21 protein-coding genes and 1 riboswitch are annotated in these 24,276 nt (G+C 37.1%); of the genes, 20 read left to right on the plus strand and 1 reads right to left on the minus strand.

Annotated elements, in window-relative coordinates:
- Nucleotides 1-320 precede the first annotated feature (320 nt).
- The 18 genes from DW963_RS06785 (at nucleotide 321) to DW963_RS06870 (ending at nucleotide 21,993) form a co-directional block, all read left to right on the plus strand.
- On the plus strand, nucleotides 321-1,148 hold the full coding sequence (locus tag DW963_RS06785) for a substrate-binding periplasmic protein (protein WP_117914523.1): 828 nt from the start codon (nucleotides 321-323) through the stop codon (nucleotides 1,146-1,148).
- Entirely contained in the window at nucleotides 1,138-3,342 is a 2,205-nt protein-coding gene (locus DW963_RS06790) for a hybrid sensor histidine kinase/response regulator (protein ID WP_117914525.1), read from the plus strand. Before DW963_RS06785 ends, DW963_RS06790 begins: the two co-directional genes overlap by 11 nt.
- A gap of 56 nt (nucleotides 3,343-3,398) precedes the next feature.
- Nucleotides 3,399-4,202, plus strand: coding sequence for a zinc ribbon domain-containing protein (locus DW963_RS06795; RefSeq protein WP_117914527.1), 804 nt, complete (start codon nucleotides 3,399-3,401; stop codon nucleotides 4,200-4,202).
- Complete coding sequence (locus tag DW963_RS06800) at nucleotides 4,202-4,951, plus strand: zinc ribbon domain-containing protein (RefSeq protein ID WP_117914528.1); 750 nt, start codon at nucleotides 4,202-4,204, stop codon at nucleotides 4,949-4,951. Before DW963_RS06795 ends, DW963_RS06800 begins: the two co-directional genes overlap by 1 nt.
- Entirely contained in the window at nucleotides 4,948-5,379 is a 432-nt protein-coding gene (locus DW963_RS06805; protein WP_055214270.1) for a hypothetical protein, read from the plus strand. The genes DW963_RS06800 and DW963_RS06805 overlap by 4 nt, the downstream gene beginning before the upstream one ends.
- 59 nt (nucleotides 5,380-5,438) lie before the next feature.
- On the plus strand, nucleotides 5,439-7,184 hold the full coding sequence (locus tag DW963_RS06810) for an ABC transporter ATP-binding protein (protein ID WP_286169133.1): 1,746 nt from the start codon (nucleotides 5,439-5,441) through the stop codon (nucleotides 7,182-7,184).
- Nucleotides 7,174-8,820 (plus strand): ABC transporter ATP-binding protein, encoded by a 1,647-nt coding sequence (locus DW963_RS06815; protein ID WP_117914532.1) that lies wholly within the window; start codon nucleotides 7,174-7,176, stop codon nucleotides 8,818-8,820. The genes DW963_RS06810 and DW963_RS06815 overlap by 11 nt, the downstream gene beginning before the upstream one ends.
- A 90-nt stretch (nucleotides 8,821-8,910) precedes the next feature.
- Nucleotides 8,911-10,365, plus strand: coding sequence for a polysaccharide deacetylase family protein (locus tag DW963_RS06820; protein WP_117914695.1), 1,455 nt, complete (start codon nucleotides 8,911-8,913; stop codon nucleotides 10,363-10,365).
- Between the two features lie 20 nt (nucleotides 10,366-10,385).
- Nucleotides 10,386-11,033, plus strand: coding sequence for an HD domain-containing phosphohydrolase (locus DW963_RS06825; protein WP_117914534.1), 648 nt, complete (start codon nucleotides 10,386-10,388; stop codon nucleotides 11,031-11,033).
- A 23-nt stretch (nucleotides 11,034-11,056) separates the two neighbouring features.
- Nucleotides 11,057-12,853, plus strand: a complete 1,797-nt coding sequence (gene aspS / locus DW963_RS06830; RefSeq protein WP_117914536.1) for an aspartate--tRNA ligase — start codon at nucleotides 11,057-11,059, stop codon at nucleotides 12,851-12,853.
- Between the two features lie 121 nt (nucleotides 12,854-12,974).
- A complete protein-coding gene (locus DW963_RS06835) occupies nucleotides 12,975-14,117 on the plus strand; it encodes a bifunctional chorismate mutase/prephenate dehydratase (RefSeq protein WP_117914537.1) in 1,143 nt (380 codons plus the stop codon).
- Nucleotides 14,118-14,178: 61 nt separating this feature from the next.
- A complete protein-coding gene (locus DW963_RS06840; protein ID WP_117914539.1) occupies nucleotides 14,179-15,405 on the plus strand; it encodes a UTP--glucose-1-phosphate uridylyltransferase in 1,227 nt (408 codons plus the stop codon).
- A gap of 23 nt (nucleotides 15,406-15,428) precedes the next feature.
- Nucleotides 15,429-15,530, plus strand: a riboswitch (ZMP/ZTP riboswitch).
- A gap of 127 nt (nucleotides 15,531-15,657) precedes the next feature.
- Nucleotides 15,658-16,377, plus strand: a complete 720-nt coding sequence (locus DW963_RS06845; protein WP_117914541.1) for an IMP cyclohydrolase — start codon at nucleotides 15,658-15,660, stop codon at nucleotides 16,375-16,377.
- 15 nt (nucleotides 16,378-16,392) lie between these two features.
- The gene (locus tag DW963_RS06850; protein WP_117914543.1) at nucleotides 16,393-17,568 is read left to right on the plus strand and encodes a phosphoribosylaminoimidazolecarboxamide formyltransferase; all 1,176 of its coding nucleotides are present in this window, start codon (nucleotides 16,393-16,395) and stop codon (nucleotides 17,566-17,568) included.
- A 102-nt stretch (nucleotides 17,569-17,670) separates the two neighbouring features.
- Nucleotides 17,671-18,633, plus strand: a complete 963-nt coding sequence (gene bioB, locus DW963_RS06855; protein WP_117914545.1) for a biotin synthase BioB — start codon at nucleotides 17,671-17,673, stop codon at nucleotides 18,631-18,633.
- Complete coding sequence (locus tag DW963_RS06860; RefSeq protein WP_117914546.1) at nucleotides 18,633-19,682, plus strand: phosphate/phosphite/phosphonate ABC transporter substrate-binding protein; 1,050 nt, start codon at nucleotides 18,633-18,635, stop codon at nucleotides 19,680-19,682. The genes bioB and DW963_RS06860 overlap by 1 nt, the downstream gene beginning before the upstream one ends.
- Before the next feature lie 33 nt (nucleotides 19,683-19,715).
- A complete protein-coding gene (gene phnC / locus DW963_RS06865; RefSeq protein ID WP_117914548.1) occupies nucleotides 19,716-20,468 on the plus strand; it encodes a phosphonate ABC transporter ATP-binding protein in 753 nt (250 codons plus the stop codon).
- The gene (locus tag DW963_RS06870) at nucleotides 20,452-21,993 is read left to right on the plus strand and encodes a PhnE/PtxC family ABC transporter permease (RefSeq protein ID WP_117914550.1); all 1,542 of its coding nucleotides are present in this window, start codon (nucleotides 20,452-20,454) and stop codon (nucleotides 21,991-21,993) included. Before phnC ends, DW963_RS06870 begins: the two co-directional genes overlap by 17 nt.
- On the opposite strand, the gene DW963_RS06875 is transcribed toward DW963_RS06870, so the two are convergent.
- Nucleotides 21,990-22,637 (minus strand): phosphatase PAP2 family protein, encoded by a 648-nt coding sequence (locus DW963_RS06875; protein WP_117914552.1) that lies wholly within the window; start codon nucleotides 22,635-22,637, stop codon nucleotides 21,990-21,992. The genes DW963_RS06870 and DW963_RS06875 overlap by 4 nt on opposite strands.
- 158 nt (nucleotides 22,638-22,795) lie before the next feature.
- Between DW963_RS06875 and DW963_RS06880 the strand changes: the two genes are divergently transcribed.
- Nucleotides 22,796-23,470, plus strand: a complete 675-nt coding sequence (locus DW963_RS06880; RefSeq protein ID WP_117914554.1) for an ATP-binding cassette domain-containing protein — start codon at nucleotides 22,796-22,798, stop codon at nucleotides 23,468-23,470.
- Nucleotides 23,457-24,272 carry a hypothetical protein gene (locus DW963_RS06885; protein ID WP_117914556.1) on the plus strand — a complete coding sequence of 272 codons (816 nt, stop codon included), beginning with the start codon at nucleotides 23,457-23,459 and terminating at the stop codon, nucleotides 24,270-24,272. Before DW963_RS06880 ends, DW963_RS06885 begins: the two co-directional genes overlap by 14 nt.
- The last annotated feature ends 4 nt before the right edge of the window (nucleotides 24,273-24,276 follow it).

Raw genomic sequence — 24,276 nt, forward strand, 5'->3', positions numbered from 1 at the left:
ATATAAAAAGAGACCTTTATCGCATCAAAAATGAATTGATAAAAGTCTCGTTAATTGTAATAATAACCGGCTGTTCAGCGTGATGACGATTACTATTGCACCGGATACGATGCTAACTACTCCCTCTTATTAATATTATACTAATATATATATGTAAATGTGTCAATTAATTATTATAATTTGGATTATGAACAGATGAAAACTGACCAAAAAAAATTGTCGAATTATGTCGTACGAAAACTGTCAGTCTGATTAGTAATCAGCAGCTTTTTGTATTATAATAGAACATATTTTAAAAATATGTAGGAGAGGGAAAGTAAGTGCGTAGGATTAAAAGCTTTTTGATTATAATATGTCTGTTGAGCATATATGCAGCTTCTTTTTATGGTTGTGAAAAAAAAGAAAGGTCAGACGGTCACAATAATGAGACAGAATTACCGGAAATAGTCATAGGAAGTGATAACTATCCGCCATATAATTATGTTGATACAGATGGCAATGCTACTGGAATTGATGTTGAGCTTGCTACGGAAGCATTTAAAAGAATGGGTTATAAGGCCAGATTCATATATATTGACTGGGAAGATAAGAAGAATCTTCTTGCTGACAGAACAATTGATTGTGCATGGGGAAGCTTTAGCATGGACGGCAGGGAGAATGAATACAGATGGGCAGGACCTTATATGATCAGCCGTCAGGTTGTTGCTGTGAATATGGAAAGTGATATATATTCTCTTGAGGATCTGGAAGGAAAGACGATTGCAGTACAGACTACAACAAGACCTGAGAAGATATTTCTTAGCAAGACTGATGAGCGTATCCCGGCTATAAGGTCATTAATAGCTTTGCAGAAAAGAGAACTTATATATCCTTTTTTAAGCAAAGGCTATGCAGATGCTCTGGCAGCTCATGAAACTGCAATATGCCAGTACATGGAAGATTATAATATTAAGTTCAGGATTCTTGACGAACCATTAGAGACAGTAGGACTGGGAGTAGCATTTGACAAAAATGATGACCGTGGGATAGAAAAGCAGCTTACAGAAATTCTTAACCAGATGAGGAATGATGGTACAGAGAAGAAGATAATCAGCAGATATATTTCTGATGCTGATAAATATCTGGAGGTGGACAGTTATGGGAAATAATACCATTACCAGAAAGAAAAGAAAAAGAATATGGCCGATTGAGATTATAGCAGGTCTGTTTATAATGATGATTGTGTTTTTTATTGCTGTAAATGTTGATATAAAAACTACACAGGAAACACTTTCAGATACTGCGCATTATATCAATGAACAGTGCAACAGCTTTACAAGACATAATCTTGCGTCAGAAACCAAGAGCCTGCTCAGGGTAATTGAAAGTGCACAGCAGATAAAACATAATATCACATATGAACGCAGCCTTTCAGATAAAGATATATTTACAGAAGAATTTATCAAAAAGAATATGCAGGAATGTTATCTGACGGCAGTTATAATCATGGATTCAAAAGGTAATCTTATAGCACAGGAATATACAGATGAATATGGTGCAAATGAGCTTAACGAATATCTTGACAGTACTTCACTTATTGATGTTGTTGATAATACTGAAAAAACATACGCAATAAGAATTGACTGTGAAGATGGTTCATATGTTGACCTTGCAGCATGTGGTATGGCAGATTCAAGTGGGATAGTTGTTGTTTATTACCACACACCGGCAGAGTATGTTAATAATTACAATCTTTCATTTACACATATATTATCAGGTTATGATGACAGGGAAGATGGAAAGATTGTTGTTACAAAGGGAAATCAGATAATAGCGTCTAATGATGACAGTATGGTTGGTGAAGATGTTGACAAATATAATGTAATTAAGAAGATAAAGGAGACCGGTGCAAGTGGAAAAATAGTACATGCTGATAGTAACAGAAGGTGGGGCTCGCATAATTATGGTCTTATGGAACGTGGCAGAGATTATTATGTGTATGTTTATATGCCGGAAAGAAATGTTTTTAAGACAACACCAAGAAATATGCAGTATACATTTGTTGCCTATATGTTTGCTGTACTTGTGCTTAATATGATGCGCTGGAAAACGGTTCAGGGATATGAGCGTGAACAGTATGAAATGCAGCAGCAGTATGCAAAGACACTGCAGGAAAAAAATGAACAGCTGCAGGAGGCAGTACGCCGAGAGGAAAAGGCTAATGCTGCCAAGACTGATTTCTTATCAAGAATGACACATGATATAAGGACGCCGCTTAATGGCATAATTGGTCTGTTAAGAATTGATGAGAGTCATAAAGAAGATACAGATATGATTAATACTAACAGAAAGAAGATGTCAATAGCTGCTAATCATCTTTTATCACTTATTAATGACATTCTCCAGATGAGTAAGTTAGAGGATGGCCAGATTGAGCTTTCAAGAGAGATTGTGGATCTTAACAAGCTTGCAAAGGATATTATTACTATAGTTGAACAGCGTGCCTCAGATTCAGGTGTCAATCTTAAGTATGACAAGGTGGCAGGAAAAGTTATGTACCCATATGTATACGGAAGTCCTCTGCATTTACGCCAGTTATTTCTAAATATATACGCTAACTGCATCAAATATAATAAAGCAGGAGGAATGGTTTCAACATATTTTAAATGTATTGGAACACAGGATGGAATTGTTACATATGAATGGACTATTACTGATACGGGAATTGGCATGAGTGAAGAATTTCTTGAACATATATTTGAACCATTTGTACAGGAAAAGACTGATGCCAGAAGTGTTTATCAGGGAACAGGACTTGGGATGGCTATTGTTAAGAGTCTGGTTGACAAAATGAATGGAACAATTAGTGTCACAAGCAAGGAAGGGGAAGGCTCAACATTTGTAATCAGAATTCCTTTCGAGATTGCAAGCAAAGTTGAAGAAACGAATGTCGATAAGGAAAAGAGCAGTAATGATATTTCGGGAATTAAGATTCTGTTAGCAGAGGATAATGAACTTAATGCTGAGATTGCACAGACTCTTCTGGTGGATGAAGGCGCTAATGTTACTGTTGTCAGTGATGGTGAGCAGGCTGTCAGGGAATTTACAAGGTGTGCACCACATACGTATGATGTGATTCTTATGGATATTATGATGCCAAAGCGTGACGGAATTGCAGCGACCAAAGCTATAAGAGCTATGGAAAGACCTGATGCTGTGGAGATTCCGATAATTGCAATGACAGCCAATGCATTTGAGGAGGATGCCAGAAAATGTGTTGAAGCCGGAATGAATGCACATCTGTCGAAGCCTTTACAGATGGATGTTGTAGTTGGTACAATTGCAGAGTATTATAAAAGATAATTATGCAGGATAAAGGAGCCTCTGCATAATACAATAACTGATAAAAGGGGATAGCTATGATATGTAGTAATTGTGGAGCAGATATAGGAGATAACGAGACTGCATGCCCATATTGTGGTGCTATGCAGTATGAGAATTCTGAACAGAAGTACATGAAAGACCTGTACAATCTGAATGAAGGAATGGAGAAGCTGGATAAGAATACCAGAAAATACATCATAAAAAGTACAATGAAAAGTGTAGGTATAGTATGTGCGGCAATAGCAGCAGCAGTTCTTGCCGGAAGTATGTTTGGATATGGTTCATATAAGAGCATGTATAATTCTTCACACAACAGGAAAGAGATACACCAGTCATTAGATTGGTACAATAACAATATAGGTGAACTTAATTCATTATATGAAAAGCGGGACTATGCAGGCATTTCAGAACTGACAGATAGTTATAAGGGCAGTTCAAGTGTTTTGGAAAAGTGGAGTCATTACAATTTTATTAATATTTATGATTATTATTATAAAAGGGTGGCAGACATCTACATTATGGTTCATAAAGGCGAAAAACTGAGTGATTATCAGTTTGGAACAGGCTTTGAAGAGTCACTTGACATGATATATTTCATTAATAATAAAAACGGATATAATTACCATAGGTATGAGGGCTGTACGGCAGAAGAAAAAGAAACTGTGGACGGCTGGGTTGCAGAAGCACAGAATTATCTTAAGAATGTTGCAAAGGCGACGGACAAAGAAATTAATGATATGCTTAATGAATTGTATCAGAATGGCTATTATGATTACAAGCTTGGAAAGAGCTACGAAGAGTCATTTTATAAAAAATATAATGAGGGAGGGAACAACTGATGAAATGTAATAATTGCGGCGCACCTATACAGATGAATCAGAAATTCTGTCCTAATTGTGGCTCGCCAAATGTGGAATTTAAGAAGCATATTGATGATATGGAACAATATAATAAAAAGTTTAACAGCACACGTTCCAAAGTAATTGGTAACAGCAAATGGTTTGTGAATTATATTGCACCAATAACAGCTCTTGTTATAACAATGACTGCACTTACACTGGCTATTATTGGTAAAAATTCAATGGTTGGATATGATATAGCAAAAAAAAATCAGCAGAAATATTATTCATCCCATAGTGATGAAATCCAGACAAAACTAAAGCTTCTGTTAGAAGCAGGAGACTATGCAACTCTGTATAGTATGGATTATGTGGGAGATTGTTCAATAAAGGATAATGATGATAAATATGCATGGAATGATTTTTACAATGTCGCAGGTGATTATGTGTATATAAGAAAAGGTATAATAAGTATGATGGAAAGGAATAATTCATCATATTATGGCGACGAATATATGAATACGATTTCAAGGGCTGTTGCCGATATGGAAGATATTGTCAGCAGACGTTTAAATTTATCGTATCATAGTGTATCGAAAGAAAGTATTAAGTATATAAATGATATATATGAAAAATCACATGAACTGTTAAAGGCATACTGCAATCTGACAGATGAGGACATAGCCGGACTTTCTGATATGTCACAGGCAGATATACTTACACTCATTACAAGGAGGAGCTTTGAATGAGAAAAAAGAAGAAATTTAATATATCACTTCTGGCTTATGTACTGTGTGCAATTATGATTATTATTATAATCCCATGTGTTTCAGATATATCAGGTGATGTATTCAGGAGTAAAGGAAGAATGTCGGGCTATGAAGAAGACAGTCTTTATAATGATTTTATAGAAAATAATTATGAAGGGCTTCTTGAAAAGACAGAATATAACACAGGCATAGGCAAAGATATTGATAAAGATACGCAGGACTACTATACATTTGCCATTGCATATAAAAAAGCTGTTGATTACAGGGTGTATGTGAATAATGGAGAAAATGAGAAAGCAGAACAGGTGGTTAAAGATATAGATAATGCACAGTTTAATAATGTGCTGTTTAAGGAAGCACTTGAAAATGTAAAAAATATATATATTAGTAACGGACTGTCACAATAATGTGTTAATGTAATTGACTTTAAAAGAAAGATAACGAAGATAAACAGAGGATGATGAAGATGAGTAACACAGGAAGGAACAATATTATGACCGACAGGGTGTCATATTATTTTAAATCCCAGTGGAATATACTTCTGATAATAACGATATCTGGCCTTATATACAATCTCGGACTTCTTGCAGGTCCGTGGTTTGAAGGACGAATGACTGGCTGTCTTGTTAATATACTTGGTGGGAAATCAACATTTACAGATATGCTTATTCTTGTAATATTTTATGTGATTGCAATTGCAGTAGTGCAGATATCAAGGTATATCAAGAGATTCTATGTAAGAAGATTCGCTAATAATGTTAATAAGAACATGAAAGAGGTTCTATATAACAGCCTTGTACATAAGAGCAGACCGCAGCTGCAGGAAGAAGGAGCTGGAGACATTCTTACCAAAGCTATCCTGGATGTTGATGATTGTGCTGAAGGGATGAGAAAGTTCACAACTGAGATATTTGATACGGGTGTTGCACTGGCAGCATATGCTGGAATGCTTCTTTTCTATGACTGGAGACTTGGGCTTATATGTATGATATTTCCACCAATATCTTATATTATTGCAGAGAAGATGAAGACTGTTGTACAGAAGACAGGTGCAGAATATAAGGTACAGTCAGGAATGCTTAGTGAAGCAACGCTTGAAAGAGCAGAAAATGCAGTTACATACCGCGTATATGGCTGTGAGCAGGAAAGAAAACAGGCGTATGAAGATAATCTTACAGCCTATGAAAAGTCGGCAGTAAGGGCTAATATATGGGGAACAGCATTTCCTCCGATATACAAGGTTATAGCACTTGCCGGAGTTATATTTATATTATATTTTGGAAGCAGAAATGTTCTGGGAACAGGCTGGAAAAACTGGGATATTGCTATTTTAGCTACATATGTATCATGCTTTGCAAAGCTTTCTAAGAAGTCCTCACATGCAGCAAAGCTGTTTAATGCAGTACATAAGGCACAGGTGTCGTGGAAGAGAATTAAACCGCTTATGAAGTATGAGAATTATGAAAATGAGGATAACAGTGTAAAGTGTGACTCACTTGAAGTAAAAGGACTTACATTTGCTTATCCGGGAGGCCATGATATATTCGAAAATGTAACATTTGAAGCAGAAAAAGGTGACATAATCGGAGTAACGGGATCTGTTGCATGTGGTAAGTCAACTCTTGGAAAGGTGTTTTTATGCGAATATCCATATAAGGGAAGCATTAAGATTGCAGGCAATGAACTTTCAGAACTTGATGATGCGAAAAAGGCAGGGCTTGTAGCATATCTGGGCCATGACCCGGAATTGTTTAACGATACAGTTAAGAATAATATTATGATGGGTGATGATAAGGATGTGGCTAAGCTTCTTAAGGCGGTATGCTTTGATGAAGAAGTAAATGAGATGGAAAACGGACAGGAAACATATGTTGGTAATACAGGCGTGAGACTGTCAGGAGGACAGGCACAGAGACTTGCACTTGCCAGAACACTCTGTCATAAGAAGCCGTTAATTATATTAGATGATCCATTTTCAGCACTTGATAAGGACACTGAAAGAGAGATATTTGCTAATATTAAAGAATACACAAAGGATTGTATTGTGATTCTTATTTCACACAGATTATATCTGTTCCCACAGATGGATAAGGTTATATGGTTGGAGAACGGAAAAACCATAGCCGGTACACATGATGAGATTATGAATAAATGCCCACAGTATGCGGTTCTTTATAATGAACAGAAGGGAGGCGCATCTGATGAAGAATAAAAGTGTTGGCAGAGTTATATTGAACACAATAAAAGAAAAGTGGATGCTTACAGCAGGAATTGCAATTACTGTTGTTGGCGCAATTGTAATGGCACTGTTTCCACCACTTATTCTTGCAAAGATTATTGATACAGTTGCATCAGGTACAATGCCCACATTTTATATGCTTCTTATGTATTTCGGATTTCTTCTTGTAACCGGTTTTATGGAGAGTGCAAGAGAAACTTTTCTTACAGTATTCGGACAGAAGATTACACATTCATTAAGGAGTGCGTTGATGTATAAGTATAGCTGTCTTACAACAAGCGGTCTTACAAGTCAGGAGCCGGGAACTGTTGTTTCAAGATTCGTTGGTGATGCTGATACAGTTGAGAATCTGTTTACATCAGGAATTATCAGTATGTTTGCTGATGCCTGTAAGATAATAAGTATAGTTGCTGTTATATGGTTTAAGAATAAGGGACTTGCCATTGTGCTTCTTGTTATTCTTCCATTCCTGTTCGTATTCACAAGAATTGTACAGAAGAATACGCTGGCAGCACAGATTGAGAACAGAAGAGCTGTAGGAAGAGCATCAGGACATGTGCCGGAAACTCTTCACAACATAAGAACAATACATACACTTGGCAAGGAAAATTATATGGCAGAAAGATACGATAAATATATATGTGAAAGTTACGCAGCAGTTGAGAAAACTAATTTCTATGATGCAGTATATTCACCTGTGATTCTTACTCTCAATGCAATTGTTGTTGCTGTGGTAATGCTTTTTTCAGCATCAGGTAACCAGACAGTGCTTGCATTTTTTGGCATGTCAGCAGGTACAGCAGTTGCGGTAATTAATTATATTTCACAGATATTTGCTCCTGTTGAGAGCCTTGGTATGGAGATTCAGACTATACAGTCAGCAATAGCCGGAGTACATAGAATAAATGAATTTTTCGAGATGGATGAATTATCAGTTAAGATGGATTCATACATTGCAGAGAATACAGCCATGGAAGCTGACAGTGATGTGATTGTCGATTTCAATAATGTAACATTTGCATATGATGATAAAAATGTTGTGGAGAACTTAAGTTTTTCTGTTAAGGAGGGCGAGCAGGTTACTCTGTCGGGAAGAACAGGTACAGGAAAGAGTACAATATTCAAGCTTCTTCTTGGGCTTTACGAGCCGGATAAAGGAAGCGTATCAATTGCAGGTCAGAAGGCTACGGCTATTCCGGATAGTGAAAAGAGGAGAATATATGGATATGTTGAGCAGACTTTTCATATGGTTCCAGGAACTGTCAAAGACCAGATAACACTGTATGATGTATCAATTACTGATGAAGATGTAATTGAAGCAGCTAAGGCAACAGGTATTCATGATGCAATCATGGAGCTTGAGAAGGGCTATGATACTATATGCAAGCCGGAAGATTTCTCACAGGGACAGTGGCAGTTATTGTCAATTGCAAGGGCTGCAGCAGCAAAGCCTGAACTGCTTCTGCTAGATGAGATAACAGCTAATCTTGATGCTGATACTGAGAAAAATGTACTTGAAGCATTGAACAGGGTAAGTGAGAACAGAACAGTTATATCAATTTCCCACAGATCCAATGCGAGAACCGGAAGAATTATCGAAATAGCTTGATTTTCTTAATGATTTTACTGGCTTATTATGCATTAAAGAAGTATAATACCCATACAATGTTATGTTCAAATGAGAAAGCTGGTAATTGATATGAAGAAAAGATGGGCAAAAGGTCTGATTACAGGTCTTGTTATGATTTTTATTATACTGACTATAGTTTTTATAGTGAAATCAGTCAGGGATAGTAAGATTGAGATAAGATGCCCCGATACTATAGTTGTTGAATATGGAAGCGATTTTGATGAATCAGTTATTAAGACAGCAACTAAGAGACATTTATTTGATGAGAAGGACAAAACAGATATTGAAATCGAAGGAGATGTAGATGTTACAAAGCTTGGAAAGTATGAGATAAAGGTTGTCGCTTCAAGAAAGAAGAAACATGTTTCTAAAAATGTGGTTGTAGATGTTGTGGATACACAGGCGCCAGTTATCAGTCTTGCATGTGACAGTGACGTTACTATCGAAGCTGGTGAATCTTATGAAGATGCTGGCTTTAGTGCTAATGATAACTATGATGGAGATATAACTGATAAGGTTGAGGCTGATATACAGATAGATACAAGAATAGTCGGTGATACTACGATTGTATATTCAGTAAAGGATTCGTCAGGTAATGAAGCATTTGCAGAAAGAATAGTACATGTGGTAGATACGACAGCACCAGGTATATTTCTTGATGGTGGAGATGTTTACTATGTAAAGAAAGGATCTGAATATAAAGAACCTGGATATTCTGCGGTTGATATATGTGATGGGGATGTTACGGATAAGGTGTGTGTATCTGGAGATGTTGATACTGAGAATACAGGCAGATATACTATAACATACACAGTGTCTGACAGTTCAGGTAATGAAGCGAGAGCAGAAAGAACGATTAAGGTATATATGCCTATGCCGGATAATGTTGTTAATCCGGGTGATAAGGTTGTTTATCTGACATTCGATGATGGTCCGGGACCATATACAGATAAGCTTCTGGATATTCTTGACAGATATAATGTGAAAGTAACATTCTTTGTAACTAATGGAAAACCGGATTATCAGAATCTTATTGCAAAGGAAGCGCAGAGAGGGCATACTGTAGCCATACATTCAGCATCACATGATTATGCGAGAATATATCAAAGTATTGATGCGTATTTTGATGACCTGAATGAGATGAATGATATAATAATTGCACAGACAGGAAAGAGTGCTGATATTGTGAGATTTCCGGGTGGTTCATCTAATACTATAAGTAGAAGATATTGCAGAGGAATAATGAGTCAGCTTGTATGTGCTGTGCAGGAGCACGGATTCAGATACTGTGACTGGAATGTCTCAAGTGGAGATGCCGGAGCAACAACAAGCACTTCACAGGTAGTAAACAATGTTATTGATGGAATTAAGAGCAATAATGTATCAATAGTTTTACAGCATGATATTAAGAATTTCAGTGTTGACGCTGTTGAACAGATAATTGAATGGGGATTATCGGAAGGATATACATTTTTACCGATAACATCAACAACGCCGATGTCTCATCATGGCGTTAATAATTGACATTAAGCAGGAGAATGTACATGGGATATAATACGAAGATTAGTGATGCAGAGCAGTTACAGTACATTTTTAACGATTATAAGAATGGTATAGAGCATGGTGTTCTTGTGGCTAATTTGACATATCAGCTTGCTAAGCGCATGGGGCTTAATGAAGAGGAATGTTATGAGCTTAAAATTGCCGGAATGATGCATGATATTGGAAAACTTAAATTATCAGAATACTTATATGGCAGAAATTCAGTCGAATTATCGGTTGAAGAGATGAAATATATGAGAATGCACTCTAAAATCAGCTTTGATGTATTGAAAAATTATGAGTATTCGGATAATATAATGAAAGTTGTTCTTTGGCACCATGAATGTTATGATGGAAGTGGTTATCCTGATAATCTTAAGGGAACAGGTATTCCATTGGGAGCAAGGATTCTTAAGGTGGCAGACGAATTTGCAGCGCTGATATCAGACAGACCGTATAGAAAGGCTTTTGATGTTGATACGGCTGTGAACATTCTTATTGAAGAGATTAAGAATCTTGATATGAAGGTGTTTATTGAGTTTCAGCGAATGATTCACGAGGAAGAAACATTTGAGATAATAAGAAATAGTAAGATAGATTTAGATAGTCTTACTCTCGAAGATATTCTATCCTCGCAGATTAGTAATTAATTACAGGAAAGAGGTAAAGTAAGATGGCAGAGTCAATGGTTGGCTTAAAGAGATCGCACAGATGTACAGAGGTTTCATCGGCTGATATTGGTAAGAAGGTTACTGTTATGGGTTGGGTTGCCAAGAGAAGAAATCTTGGTGCACTTATTTTCGTTGATTTAAGAGACAGAAGCGGTATTCTTCAGATTCTTTTTGACGAGAATATAATTGGTAAGGAAGGTTTTGATAAGGCATATACACTTCGTAATGAATTCGTAATCGCTGTTGAGGGTGAAGTTGTTAAGAGAAGTGGTGCTATTAATGAGAATTTAAAGACAGGTGATATTGAGATTGCTGCTAAGACTTTAAGAATTCTTTCTGAGTCAGAGACACCTCCATTCCCAATTGAGGAGAATATCCAGACAAAGGAAGATATCAGACTTAAGTACAGATGTCTTGATCTTAGAAGACCTGATATCCAGTCTAATATTATTATGAGAAGTAAGGTTGCAACTCTTACAAGAGCATTCCTTGCAAAGGAAGGGTTCTTAGAGATTGAAACACCTATGCTTACTAAGTCTACACCAGAGGGAGCAAGAGATTACCTTGTACCAAGCCGTATTCATCCAGGCAAGTTCTATGCACTTCCACAGTCACCACAGCTTTTTAAGCAGATGCTTATGTGCTCTGGCTATGACAGATATATGCAGATTGCAAGATGCTTCAGAGATGAAGATTTAAGAGCAGACAGACAGCCTGAATTTACACAGATTGATATGGAATTATCATTCGTTGATGTTGATGATGTAATCGATGTTAATGAAAGACTTCTTGCATACCTTTTTAAGGAAGTTCTTGATGTTGATGTAAAGCTTCCAATACAGAGAATGACATGGCAGGAAGCTATGGACAGATTTGGTTCTGATAAGCCTGATTTAAGATTTGGTATGGAATTACAGAATGTATCAGATATTGTTAAGGATTGTGGCTTTGGAGTATTTACGGGAGCACTTGAGAATGGCGGTTCTGTAAGAGGAATCAACGCAAAGGGACAGGGAAGCATGCCTCGTAAGAAGATTGATGCACTTGTTGATTTTGCTAAGGGATATGGTGCAAAAGGTCTTGCTTATATTGCAATTCACGAAGATGGTTCATATAAGTCATCATTTGCAAAGTTTATGACAGAGGATCAGATGAATGCCCTTGTTAAGGCTATGGATGGTGAAGCAGGGGATCTTCTTTTATTCGCTGCTGACAGAAATAAGATTGTATGGAATGTACTAGGTGCTTTAAGAGTAGAACTTGCAGGTCAGATGGGACTTCTTGATAAGTCTGATTATAAGTTCTTATGGGTAACAGAGTTCCCACAGTTTGAATGGTCAGATGAAGAAGAAAGATATGTTGCAATGCATCACCCATTCACAATGCCTATGGATGAGGATCTTGATATGCTTGAGACTAATCCTGGTGCAGTTCGTGCAAAGGCTTATGATATTGTTCTTAACGGAACAGAAATCGGTGGTGGTTCAGTAAGAATCCATCAGGCTGATGTTCAGCAGAGAATGTTTAAGGCACTTGGACTTACAGATGAAGTTGCTAATGAAAAGTTTGGATTCCTGCTTGACGCATTCAAGTATGGTGTTCCTCCACATGCAGGACTTGCTTATGGCCTTGACAGACTTGTAATGCTTATGGCTAAGAGAGATTCAATCAGAGATGTTATTGCCTTCCCTAAGGTAAAGGATGCAACTTGTCTCCTTACTAATGCACCTGATGTTGTAGATGCTAAGCAGCTTGATGAACTTTCAATTAAGATTGAAGAAGAGAAAACTGAAGAGTAAGATATATTTATTCCCGCACGATTGTGCGGGAATTTTTGTGCATATCGGAATCAGATTTATTGCATATCATTAAAAATGTGATACAATAAAAGCAATACATCGCTTTAAAGAGGAGAAGTATATGTTAGATCTGAATGAGATACGAAATAATATTGACAAAATCGACAGCCAGCTTGTTGAGTTGTTTGAAGAGAGAATGAAACTGACAACTGAGGTTGCAGAATATAAGATTGAGACAGGTAAGAAGGTTCTTGATCCGGCAAGAGAGAAAGCTAAGTTGGAATCAGTTAAGAAACTTGTTAAGAATCCTGATAATGTTCATGCTATTGATGATTTGTTTGCACAGATTATGGCTAACTCAAGAAAGAATCAGTATATGCTTCTTGAAAAGATGGGACAGACATTAAGAGAGCCATATGAGGCTATTGATGAGATTAATAAGAAAGATTGCAAGGTAGTATATCAGGGGGTTCCGGGTGCATATTCATACGCTGCCATGATTAATTTCTTTGGCAAGGATGTTGATAATTTCAATGTTCCTACATGGAGAGAGTGCATGGAAGCAGTTAAGCAGGGGAAAGCTGATTATGCAGTTCTTCCTATTGAGAATTCCAACGCAGGAATTGTTGCGGATGTGTATGATCTGTTACAGGAATATGATAATTACATAATTGCAGAGACTTATGTTAAGATTGAACATTTGTTATTAGGGCTTCCGGGAACTGACCTTGAAAATGTAACTGCTGTATATTCTCATCCACAGGGACTTATGCAGTGTGACAGATTCTTAGATACTCACAAGGACTGGCAGAGAATCAGTCAGGCTAATACAGCACTTGCAGCAAAGATGATTTTTCAGGAGCATAATAAGACTCATGTTGCTATTGCAAGTAAGGAAGCTGCAGAGCTTTATGGTCTTGATATCTTAAAGTCTGGAATTACAGATCAGGAAGGCAATACAACAAGATTTGTTATTGTTACTAATACAAGAAAGTTTGTTAAGAATGCACAAAAGATGAGTGTTGTGTTTGAAACAGCTAATGAAGCCGGAACTCTTTATAATCTGTTAAGCCATATTATATATAATGGGCTTAATATGAATAAGATTGAATCAAGACCAATTGAGGGTAATGTAGAGGGAAAGAGATGGAATTTCCGTTTCTTTGTTGATTTTGCCGGTAATATTGATGATCCAAGAGTTATGAATGCATTAAGAGGCATTGAAGAAGAAGCTGAATCTATTAAGTTGCTAGGAAACTATTAATGTGTTAGAATTATAAAGATGTCGTCAGACAATAAGCTATTAGATAAGTGAGGAAATTAAAGTGAATTTAGAAGAAGCAAAGCTTAAGCTTTCAAAGTACGGTCAGGAACAGATATTAAGATATTATGATGAATTATCAGATGATGAGAAGACAGCACTTCTTGAGCAGATTGATAAGACTGATATGGAAGTTTTATCGGCAATTGAACATAAGTCTGAGCTTGTTAAGAAAGGTGAGATTACACCTCTTGATGCAATGGAACTGGATGAGATAGAAGCTAATTATGATACATTTAAGAATACAGGTGTAGAGGCAATTAAAGCTGGAAAAGTTGGAGCAATTCTTCTTGCAGGTGGAATGGGAACAAGACTTGGTTCTGATAATCCTAAGGGAATGTATAATGTAGGTGTTAACAAGGAACTTTATATATTTGAGTGTCTTATTAACAATCTTATGGATGTTGTTAAAGAGACAGCAACATATATACATTTATTTGTTATGACAAGTGAGAAGAATAATGATGCTACAGTTTCTTTCTTTGAAGAAAAGGATTTCTTCGGATATAAGAGTGAATATGTACATTTCTTCAAGCAGGAGATGGCAGCAGCTACTGATTATGAAGGTAAGATATACCTTGAAGAGAAGGGAAGAATGGCTACATCACCTAATGGTAATGGCGGCTGGTATATCTCTTTAAAGAAGGCTGGATTAACAGAGGTTCTTGAGAATAATGGAATTGAGTGGCTTAATGTATTTGCTGTTGATAATGTTCTTCAGAGAATTGCAGACCCTGTATTTATCGGTGCTACAATTGAAAAGCACTGTGCAGTTGGTTCTAAGGTTGTAAGAAAGGCAGCTCCTGATGAGAAGGTTGGCGTTATGTGTCTTGAAGATGGCAAGCCTTCTATTGTTGAGTATTATGAACTTACTAAAGAGATGATGGATGCCAAGAATTCAAAGGGCGACCCAGCATATAATTTCGGTGTTATTCTTAACTATCTGTTCAGGGTTTCTGATCTTGAAAGAATTGTTGGAAAGAATCTTCCATTACATATTGTTGAGAAGAAGATTCCATATATTGATGCCAATGGTAATTTAATCAAGCCTGAAAAGCCTAACGGATATAAGTTCGAGGGTCTTGTGCTTGATATGATTCATGAGCTTGACAGTTGTCTGCCATTCGAGGTAGTAAGAGAAAAAGAATTTGCACCAATTAAGAATGCAACAGGTGTTGATTCAGTTGAATCAGCAAGAGAACTTCTAAAAAAGAATGGTGTTGCAATTTAGTTCTTTTTGTTGTATGTTATTAATAAGAGCTGTACAACTGGCGGAAGATGCATAAAGTGCATTGTGGGATAACCCACAGGGAGTACAGTATATATTAAGAAAAGCCGACCGCCTGGGCAACGTTAAGCTATAAGCTGCGTTCCCAGACGGTCTTTTGAATTTGCCGCATGCGGCAAATTAGTAGCGATGAGAATAGCACAAAAGAGCAATGAATAGCGAACGCAGTCAAAACATTTTAACAGGAGGTCAGTTATGACAATTAAGAACCTTTCAGAGGAATTATCAGGATGCGCTTATCCGGGCAGAGGAATTATTGCTGGTATGTCAGAGGATGGTAAGAAGGCAGTTTCAGCTTATTTTATTATGGGAAGAAGCGAGAGCAGCCGTAACCGTGTATTTGTACAGGACGGAGAGGGAATCAGAACAGAAGCTTTTGACCCATCAACACTTTTAGTTGCACCAGAGCTTATTATCTATGCCCCTGTAAGAGTACTTGGCAATAATACTATTGTTACTAATGGAGACCAGACTGATACGGTTTATGACGGTCTTTCAGAAGGTAAGACATTTGAAGAATCTTTAAGAGTAAGAAAATATGAGCATGATGCTCCTAACTATACACCAAGAATCTCAAGTGTGCTTCATATTGAGAATGATGAATATTCATATGCAATGTCTATATTAAAGAGCCACAATGGCAATCCTGACATCTGTGAAAGACACACATATACATATGATGCAGCATTTGCAGGAGAAGGACATTATATCCATACATATATGGGTGATGGCAATCCACTTCCAAGCTATGAGGGAGAACCTACATGGGTTAAGATATCAGGTGATATTGAAGAATTCACACAGATGATCTGGGATAATCTTAATGCAGATAACAAGGTTTCACTTTTTGTAAGATATATTGATATTGCTACAGGTGAATACGAAACAAGAATTATTAACAAGAATGTAAAGTAATTAAGGAGAAAGAATATGAACGAATTTCAGTTAAAATACGGATGTAACCCTAATCAGAAGCCTTCAAGAATATTTATGGAAGACGGAAGTGACCTTCCTGTAGAGATTCTTAACGGCAGACCAGGATATATTAATTTCCTTGATGCATTTAACGGATACCAGCTTGTTAAGGAGTTAAAGAAGGCTACAGGACTTCCAGCAGCTACATCTTTCAAGCATGTATCTCCAGCAGGTGCTGCAGTAGGACTACCTCTTACAGATGTTGAGAAGAAGATTTACTGGGTTGATGAAGCAATCGGAGAATTAAGCCCAATCGCATGTGCATATGCAAGAGCAAGAGGTGCGGACAGAATGTCATCTTTCGGTGATTTCATATCATTATCAGATGTATGTGATGTTGCTACAGCAAAGCTTATCCAGCATGAGGTTTCAGATGGTATTGTTGCTCCTGGATATGAGCCGGAGGCACTTGAGATATTAAAGGCTAAGAAGAAGGGTAACTATAATATCATTAAGATTGACCCTGAGTATAAGCCTGAACCAATTGAGAGAAAGCAGGTATTTGGAGTAACATTTGAGCAGGGAAGAAATGAGTTCGTTATTGATAAGGAGCTTTTATCAAATGTTGTAACAGAGAACAAGGAAATCCCTGAATCAGCTAAGATTGATATGATTATTGCTCTTATCACACTTAAGTATACACAGTCTAATTCTGTATGCTATGTTAAGAATGGACAGGCAATCGGTATCGGAGCAGGACAGCAGTCAAGAATCCATTGTACAAGGCTTGCAGGTCAGAAGGCTGATAACTGGTATCTGCGTCAGAATCCAAAGGTTCTCAATCTTCCATTTAAGGAAGGTGTGGGCCGTGCTGACAGAGATAATGCAATTGACCTCTATATTGGTGATGAATATGAAGATATTCTCAATGACTGGGAGAGAGTATTCACAGAGAAACCATCTGTATTCACTGTTGAGGAAAAGAAAGAATGGCTTGCAGGTAATACTGATGTAACAATCGGTTCGGATGCATTCTTCCCATTCGGAGATAATATTGAGAGAGCATACAAGTCAGGTGTTAAGTATGTAGCACAGCCTGGTGGCTCTGTAAGAGATGATCAGGTTATTGAAACAGCCAATAAGCGTGGAATGGCTATGTGCTTTACTGGAATGAGACTGTTCCATCATTAATAATGATTTTGGCGAATGTCAACTTATGAGAATGACAAGGTTGACATTCGTTTTTTTCAGTTCTATAATCTAATAAATATTTTTCAAAAGAGGTATGTATATATGACACCATTAGAACTGGCAGAAGAGATTATTAACGGAAGAAGAATTAAAAGACAGGATGATTTGACATTTTTCCTTAACTGTGACTTAGATGAGCTTTGCGAGGGTGCGGACAGAATAAGAAAGCATTTTGTTGGAGATAAGGTTGACTTATGTTCTATAATTAATGGGAGAAGCGGCAAATGTCCAGAAGACTGCAAGTATTGCGCCCAATCTGCACACAATCATACTTACTGCGAAGTATATGATTTTCTTCCAGAAGAGGATATTGTAAAGGCATGTAAGCTGAATGAGTCAGAAGGTGTTGACCGTTTCTCAATTGTTACGGCTGGAAAAGCTCTTACTGGTGAGGAATTTGAAAAGGCTGTTCATGCTTATGAGACTATGAATAAAGAATGTGATATTGAGCTGTGCGCTTCTATGGGATTTCTTAATGCTGAGCAGCTTCACAGACTTCATGAAGCAGGTGTTACAAGTTATCACCATAATATTGAGACTTCAAGAAGAAATTTTCCTAATATATGCACTACACATACATATGACATGAAGATTGAGACTTTGAAGCTTGTAAAAGCGGAAGGCATGTGGGCATGTTCAGGTGGTATAATAGGAATGGGCGAAGACTGGGAAGACAGACTTGATATGGCAATAAGTCTTGCGGAAGTCGGAGTTGACTCTATTCCTCTTAATGCACTTATGCCAATTAAGGGGACACCTCTTGAGAATGAGAGAAGACTTACTGAGCCTGAGATATTAAGAACAATTGCATTCTTTAGATATATTAACCCAGAGGCTGATATAAGACTTGGTGCAGGAAGAGCACTTCTTACAGGAGACGGAATCAAGGCATTTCAGTCTGGTGCGTCTGCTACTATTACAGGTAATATGCTTACTACTGTTGCATGTGCTACAATTAGAAGCGATAAGAATATGTTAAAGGACATTGGAAGAGAGACAAAATAATGAAATTAACAAAATATTTAAAAAAAGGAATGGCTGTGTTACTTACAGCGACATTTTGCATGGGATTATCAGCAGGGCTGACAGGTTGTGGAAAAGATACAACTAAAGAAGATTCTAAGGATATTGATACATTCAGAATAATGATTGCACCGTATCAGGATGCTGATACGCTGCTTACAGGACTTGAGCCTCTTGGCGGCATGATTAAAGATGAACTTGCTGCACAGGGCTATAATGTAGGCAATGTTGAGATTACAGTAGGAACATCTTACAGTGCAGTAGGAGAAGCTTTAAGTGCCGGAACAGCGGATGCAGGATTTATCTCTGGCGGAACTTATGTTACATATGATGATGATTGTGATGTTTTGCTTACTGCACAGAGAAAAGCTATTAACAAGGATTCTCTTAATGCCAAGGACTGGAATGATGGAACGGAGGAGACATTTACAGATAATCTTACAACATATTACCGTTCAATAATTCTTGCAGGACCAAGTACTAAGGGACAGGAGCTTGCTGCCAAGGTCAATGCAGGACAGAAGCTTACATGGGATGATTTGAATGGTGCAACATGGGCTGTAATGGGTGCTTCATCAGCATCAGGTTATATATACCCAAGTCTGTGGCTTTACAATAATTATGGGAAGCAGATAAGTGACCTTGCCAATGTCGTACAGTCTGATTCATATACAACATCTATGTCAAGACTTGCAGCAGGACAGGTTGATGTTATTGTCGGATTTGCACATATGAGAGCAAAATATGCAGCTAACTGGATGAGCAAATTCGGTGGTACAGATGACTGTTATAAACAGACTGCAGTTTTGGCAGTGACAGATCAGATAATGGATGATACAATATGTGTTAGTAAGAATTCAGATATTATGTCAGAAGGCTTTAAGAAAGCATTTGCAGATGCTTGTATTAATATAGGAAAAAGTGAAGACGGACTTAAAGTTTTGAATGTATTAAGCCATATTGGATATCAGTATGCCCAAAGCTCTGATTATGATGCAGAGCGTGCGGCGCAGAATATGTTAAAGAAATAATTCACCTTTAAGCTGTCTGGGAGGACAATATACATGTTACAGATAGACAGTGTGAGTAAATTATATAAAGGTGGAGACAAAGCCCTTGATAACATTAGTTTTTCAGTAGAACAGGGCGAATTCATATCAGTAATTGGAAAGAGTGGTGCTGGAAAGACCACTCTTTTTCGCTTGCTTAATGGAATGATTAAGCCAACTGCAGGCCGTATTATTATTAATAACCAGGATTTTACAAAGCTTAAGGGAAGAAAGAAAAGAGATATTCAGAAAACAATAGGCACTATATATCAGGATTTCTGCCTTGTTGATACAATTACCTGCTTAGACAATGTGCTTAATGGGGCATTGGCAGATAGAAATGTTTTTCAGGCACTTTTTGGTATATTTACTAAGGAACAGAAGGAATATGCAAGGAAGCAGCTTGAAGCAGTGGGATTATCTGAAAAAATGTATTCATATGCGGGAAAACTTTCGGGAGGACAGAAACAGAGAGTTGCAATTGCAAGGGCACTAATGCAGAAGCCTGATATCATTCTTGCGGATGAACCGGTTGCTTCTCTAGACCCATATAGTGCAGAACAGATTACTGATATTCTTGTACAGCTTAACAGGCAGTACAATATAACGGTTATTATGAACAGTCATTCAGTGGAACTTGCATTGAAGAAATCGGACAGAATTATAGGAATTGCTGATGGCAGACTTGTACTTGATAAAAAGTCGTCAGAGGTAACAAATGAGGATGTTGAATTCATATATGGTGGTGTGTATGAAAAGTATGAATAGAATCAAGGTTATCAGAAGAATTACGGCACTGGTAATGCTTTTTATAATAATATTCTGTTTTGCGGTAACAGGTTTTGATATGAATGTAATTATAAAGAGAGGTGGTCAGGCTGTATTATTCATAAAAAGAATGTTTCCACCAGACACAGGATATTGTGGTAAGATTATTGAACCACTTATTAAGACTGTGCAGATGTCGATTGCGGGTACATTTATCGGTGCTGTGTTTGGACTTTTTACAGCATTTTTATATGCAGGCAATCTTATTAAGAAGCCTTATGTCAGGATAGCTGTAAGAGTTGCTGTACAATGCGTAAGAACAATTCCTGTACTTATACTTGCACTTGTAGCAACATTTATATGGGGACTTGGCGCAGCAGCAGGAACTATTGCAATAGCTGTATCAACATGGGCTGTAATGGCAAGAATTGGCGGTGAGGATATTGAAGGCTTGTCGATGAAACCATATGAGGCAGTCAGTGCTACGGGAGCAGGAAAGTTTAAGGCATTTTCACGGACGGTTATTGTTGAACTGCTGCCAGGATATCTTAGTAATTTGCTTTATGTACTGGAAGCTAATATAAGACATGCGGCAATACTTGGTTATGTCGGCGCAGGTGGAATAGGACTTCTTCTTAACGAGAAAATAAGCTGGCGTGAATATGGCAGGGTTGGAATGATTCTTGTTATGCTTTTTGGAGCAGTGTTTGTGATTGAGGGAATAAGCACATTTCTGAACGCATATCTTGATGGACAGATTAAGAGAAATACAACTACAAATGTAATTATAAGTGTATGTATCATGGCACTTTTTGTATACAGTCTCAGTGCAGTTAAAGACGTATCGGCATCAAAGACAGGCATTAAGGTTGTTGGTGCAATTATTCACGGAATTACGCATCCGGACTGGGAATACATGTTTATGACCGGAAAGAGTGGCGTTATGTATCTGATGCTTGAAACTATTGCAATTGCAGTTGCTGGAACATGTGCCGGTGCGGTATTTGCAGGACTGCTTACACTTATTAATTCAAGAAAATTCGTTCCGGCACCTGTGGCTTTTATTGGCAGATTTGTTGTTATGGCAATAAGAACTGTACCTGTATATGTGTATGGACTTATATTCATAAGAGTTACGGGACCCGGCAGCTTTGCCGGAGTACTTACAATGATGATGTGCAGTATAGGACTTCTGGCTAAGAGATTCACTGTTGCAGTTGATAACTGGAATATGGCGGCGTGGAATGCGTGCAAATGTGCAGGAACGGGATTCATAGCAAGACTACGTCATGTGGCACTGCCTGAGCTTAAGTTCCAGTTTAAGGATGCTGTGATGTACAGACTGGATGTGAATGTGCGGTCGGCAAGTACATTAGGACTTGTTGGAGCAGGCGGAATCGGCGCCCCACTGATTGTCTACATGAACAATTACAGATGGGACGCCGTTGGCTCAATTCTTATTGTATTGTTTGTTGTAGTTCTTCTTATAGAACTACTTTCAAAATGTTTAAAGAGAATCCACTAAGCTTTCTTTAAACGGCTGTAGTCAATAAGATATATAAAAATATAAAGAACGATATAAAGAATTATTGCACCGATTACATCGACAACAGAATGCTGCTTTAAAAACACGGTTGCAAGGCATATAAGGACGCAAAGGATTGAAGATAATGTCTTTGTTATTATATGTCCCTTTAAAGCTTTGCAACGCAGTAATGCAAAATTAACTGCAAGCGAGTTGTATACATGTATACTTGGAAATACATTTGTTGAAGTATCTATTGTATATAGTGCATTGATTATCTTTCCACAGAAGTTATCGGGAATATAATCAGGCCTTAATGTAAGACCATTAGGATATATCATGCATATTGTAAGAGCAAGTGACATACCGATTACAAGCGATAATGCAAACTGTATGAATTCTTTATTATCTGCCTTAAAATACATATATATGCATGCTGCAACCACATACAAAAACCATAATACATATGGAATTATAAAATACTCACAGAAAGGTATCATATCATCAAAAGGAATATTGATGATATGAAGCCCGGGATAATCACTGTTAATAACTTTTTCAAGAGTTGAAAACCATGGAAGGTATATAAATATATATGCTGCAAAGCATATTCTCCAGCCTTTTCTTTTAAAAAAATCTTTCAATATTGTACACCTCTACATTTTTTAATATTATTAGCAAAATATTTCAAGATTATATCATTGTTGCTGAATAAATGCAATATAATAAGATTTTGAAGGTTTACAAACCAAATAAATATGTAATATAATGATATGACACATTGGATGCAGGAGATTTATAAATGTTACATTTGAATCATTTGAAGAAAAGCTTTGGTAGGAATGAAATTCTTACTGATGTTGAATATACATTTGAAGAAGGAAATATATATCCGGTTCTTGGCGGTGCAGGAGCAGGAAGAACAACTCTGTTTGAGTGTATCGCAGGAGATATTTCGGTAGACTCAGGCACTGTTGAGACTAAGGAGAAGTGCACGCTTTTCTTTGCTGCAAAGCAGAGTGTTCTGCCTATGCTTATTACAGGATATCAGTTTATCAGTATGCTCTGTGATATGAATAAGAACAGCGAAAAGCCTGAATATTATCTTGATAAAGTGAAGCTTACAGGGTTGATAAGAGACAGACATATTGGAGATTACAGCTTTGAAGAGAAAAAGAGACTCCAGCTTGCAGCATTTCTTATACAGAAGCCATATGTCATGATGTTTGATGAGGCACTTGATTATTGTACTGATGAATATGTTGATGATATGCTTAGCATTCTTAATGAGGTTAAGAATGAGCACATAATCCTTATATCTACGGGTCTGCTTGATGTTGCACACAGAATATCTCAGGATGTAGTTGTCCTTAATAACGGTGAACTTAATCAGATATCATACGAAACTATGCAGATTCCAGAGATTAAAGGCGCAGTATTAGATATACTTGGGGAGGCAGACAATGAAATTATTTAGAAAGCTGTTTGCTGAGAAAATATTAAGATATTACGAAGGAACAGAGGCGGGAATTAAGATTATTAAGAAGCTTCCTATACTTAAGAAACTGGTAAAAGAAGAATCTTTTGGTGAGAAATCAAAGAGCAGGGCATTTATTGGAGCATTGGCGCAGGCGTTTATGCTTGCATGGGAATTTATAAGAAAATTCTTATATGTTGTGCTTCTTATATATGGTCCGTATATTATACTGGCTCATTTCTTCCCTTTAATAAGAATTCATCAGGATATATCAATAATATATCTGTTTATAATGCTTTCAACAATATGTGGAAGCCTTGCCAATACTACTATTTTTGCAATGGGTGACAGGGATTATCTTATGATTCGTGTAATGCTTGTAAGTCCATATATGAACTTTTTAGGAAAGTTTATATATAAATTAATTACAGAATTTATATTTTATTTCATTATACTTACAATACTTGGAGAACCAGTGTTTAATGCACTTATGTTGTGTATAATTACAGCATGTGCAAGACCGATAGGTGAAATGCTTGCAATTATAACATTTGACCATTTCAGAGGTGTGTATGAGAATAGAAGCGTCCTTAACGGTACAGTAATGGCTATATGCGTTATACTTGCATATGGACTGCCTGTACTTAATGGAAGAGTCACAGCAAGCTGGATATATGCAATTCATCCATTTGTTGTGTGTGTTATGTTTCTTCTTGGAGCAGGGGCAATGTATTTCTTATGGTGGTATAAGTACTATCGTGTAATTATAAGAGAGGCTATGCATAATAAGAGAGAATTCTAATTAA

It is taken from the genome of Eubacterium sp. AM46-8 (assembly GCF_003466705.1).
Classification (GTDB): domain Bacteria; phylum Bacillota; class Clostridia; order Lachnospirales; family Lachnospiraceae; genus Lachnospira.

Excerpts from the sequence above, each read along its gene's own strand:
- DW963_RS06870 (WP_117914550.1), top strand. The coding sequence starts at position 20,452 with ATGAAAAGTATGAATAGAATCAAGGTTATCAGAAGAATTACGGCACTG.
- DW963_RS06835 (WP_117914537.1), top strand. The coding sequence starts at position 12,975 with ATGTTAGATCTGAATGAGATACGAAATAATATTGACAAAATCGACAGC.
- DW963_RS06815 (WP_117914532.1), top strand. The coding sequence starts at position 7,174 with ATGAAGAATAAAAGTGTTGGCAGAGTTATATTGAACACAATAAAAGAA.
- bioB (WP_117914545.1), top strand. The coding sequence starts at position 17,671 with ATGACACCATTAGAACTGGCAGAAGAGATTATTAACGGAAGAAGAATT.
- DW963_RS06790 (WP_117914525.1), top strand. The coding sequence starts at position 1,138 with ATGGGAAATAATACCATTACCAGAAAGAAAAGAAAAAGAATATGGCCG.
- DW963_RS06800 (WP_117914528.1), top strand. The coding sequence starts at position 4,202 with ATGAAATGTAATAATTGCGGCGCACCTATACAGATGAATCAGAAATTC.
- DW963_RS06885 (WP_117914556.1), top strand. The coding sequence starts at position 23,457 with ATGAAATTATTTAGAAAGCTGTTTGCTGAGAAAATATTAAGATATTAC.
- DW963_RS06805 (WP_055214270.1), top strand. The coding sequence starts at position 4,948 with ATGAGAAAAAAGAAGAAATTTAATATATCACTTCTGGCTTATGTACTG.
- DW963_RS06850 (WP_117914543.1), top strand. The coding sequence starts at position 16,393 with ATGAACGAATTTCAGTTAAAATACGGATGTAACCCTAATCAGAAGCCT.
- DW963_RS06880 (WP_117914554.1), top strand. The coding sequence starts at position 22,796 with ATGTTACATTTGAATCATTTGAAGAAAAGCTTTGGTAGGAATGAAATT.
- DW963_RS06810 (WP_286169133.1), top strand. The coding sequence starts at position 5,439 with ATGAGTAACACAGGAAGGAACAATATTATGACCGACAGGGTGTCATAT.
- DW963_RS06795 (WP_117914527.1), top strand. The coding sequence starts at position 3,399 with ATGATATGTAGTAATTGTGGAGCAGATATAGGAGATAACGAGACTGCA.
- aspS (WP_117914536.1), top strand. The coding sequence starts at position 11,057 with ATGGCAGAGTCAATGGTTGGCTTAAAGAGATCGCACAGATGTACAGAG.
- DW963_RS06845 (WP_117914541.1), top strand. The coding sequence starts at position 15,658 with ATGACAATTAAGAACCTTTCAGAGGAATTATCAGGATGCGCTTATCCG.
- DW963_RS06820 (WP_117914695.1), top strand. The coding sequence starts at position 8,911 with ATGAAGAAAAGATGGGCAAAAGGTCTGATTACAGGTCTTGTTATGATT.
- DW963_RS06825 (WP_117914534.1), top strand. The coding sequence starts at position 10,386 with ATGGGATATAATACGAAGATTAGTGATGCAGAGCAGTTACAGTACATT.
- phnC (WP_117914548.1), top strand. The coding sequence starts at position 19,716 with ATGTTACAGATAGACAGTGTGAGTAAATTATATAAAGGTGGAGACAAA.
- DW963_RS06860 (WP_117914546.1), top strand. The coding sequence starts at position 18,633 with ATGAAATTAACAAAATATTTAAAAAAAGGAATGGCTGTGTTACTTACA.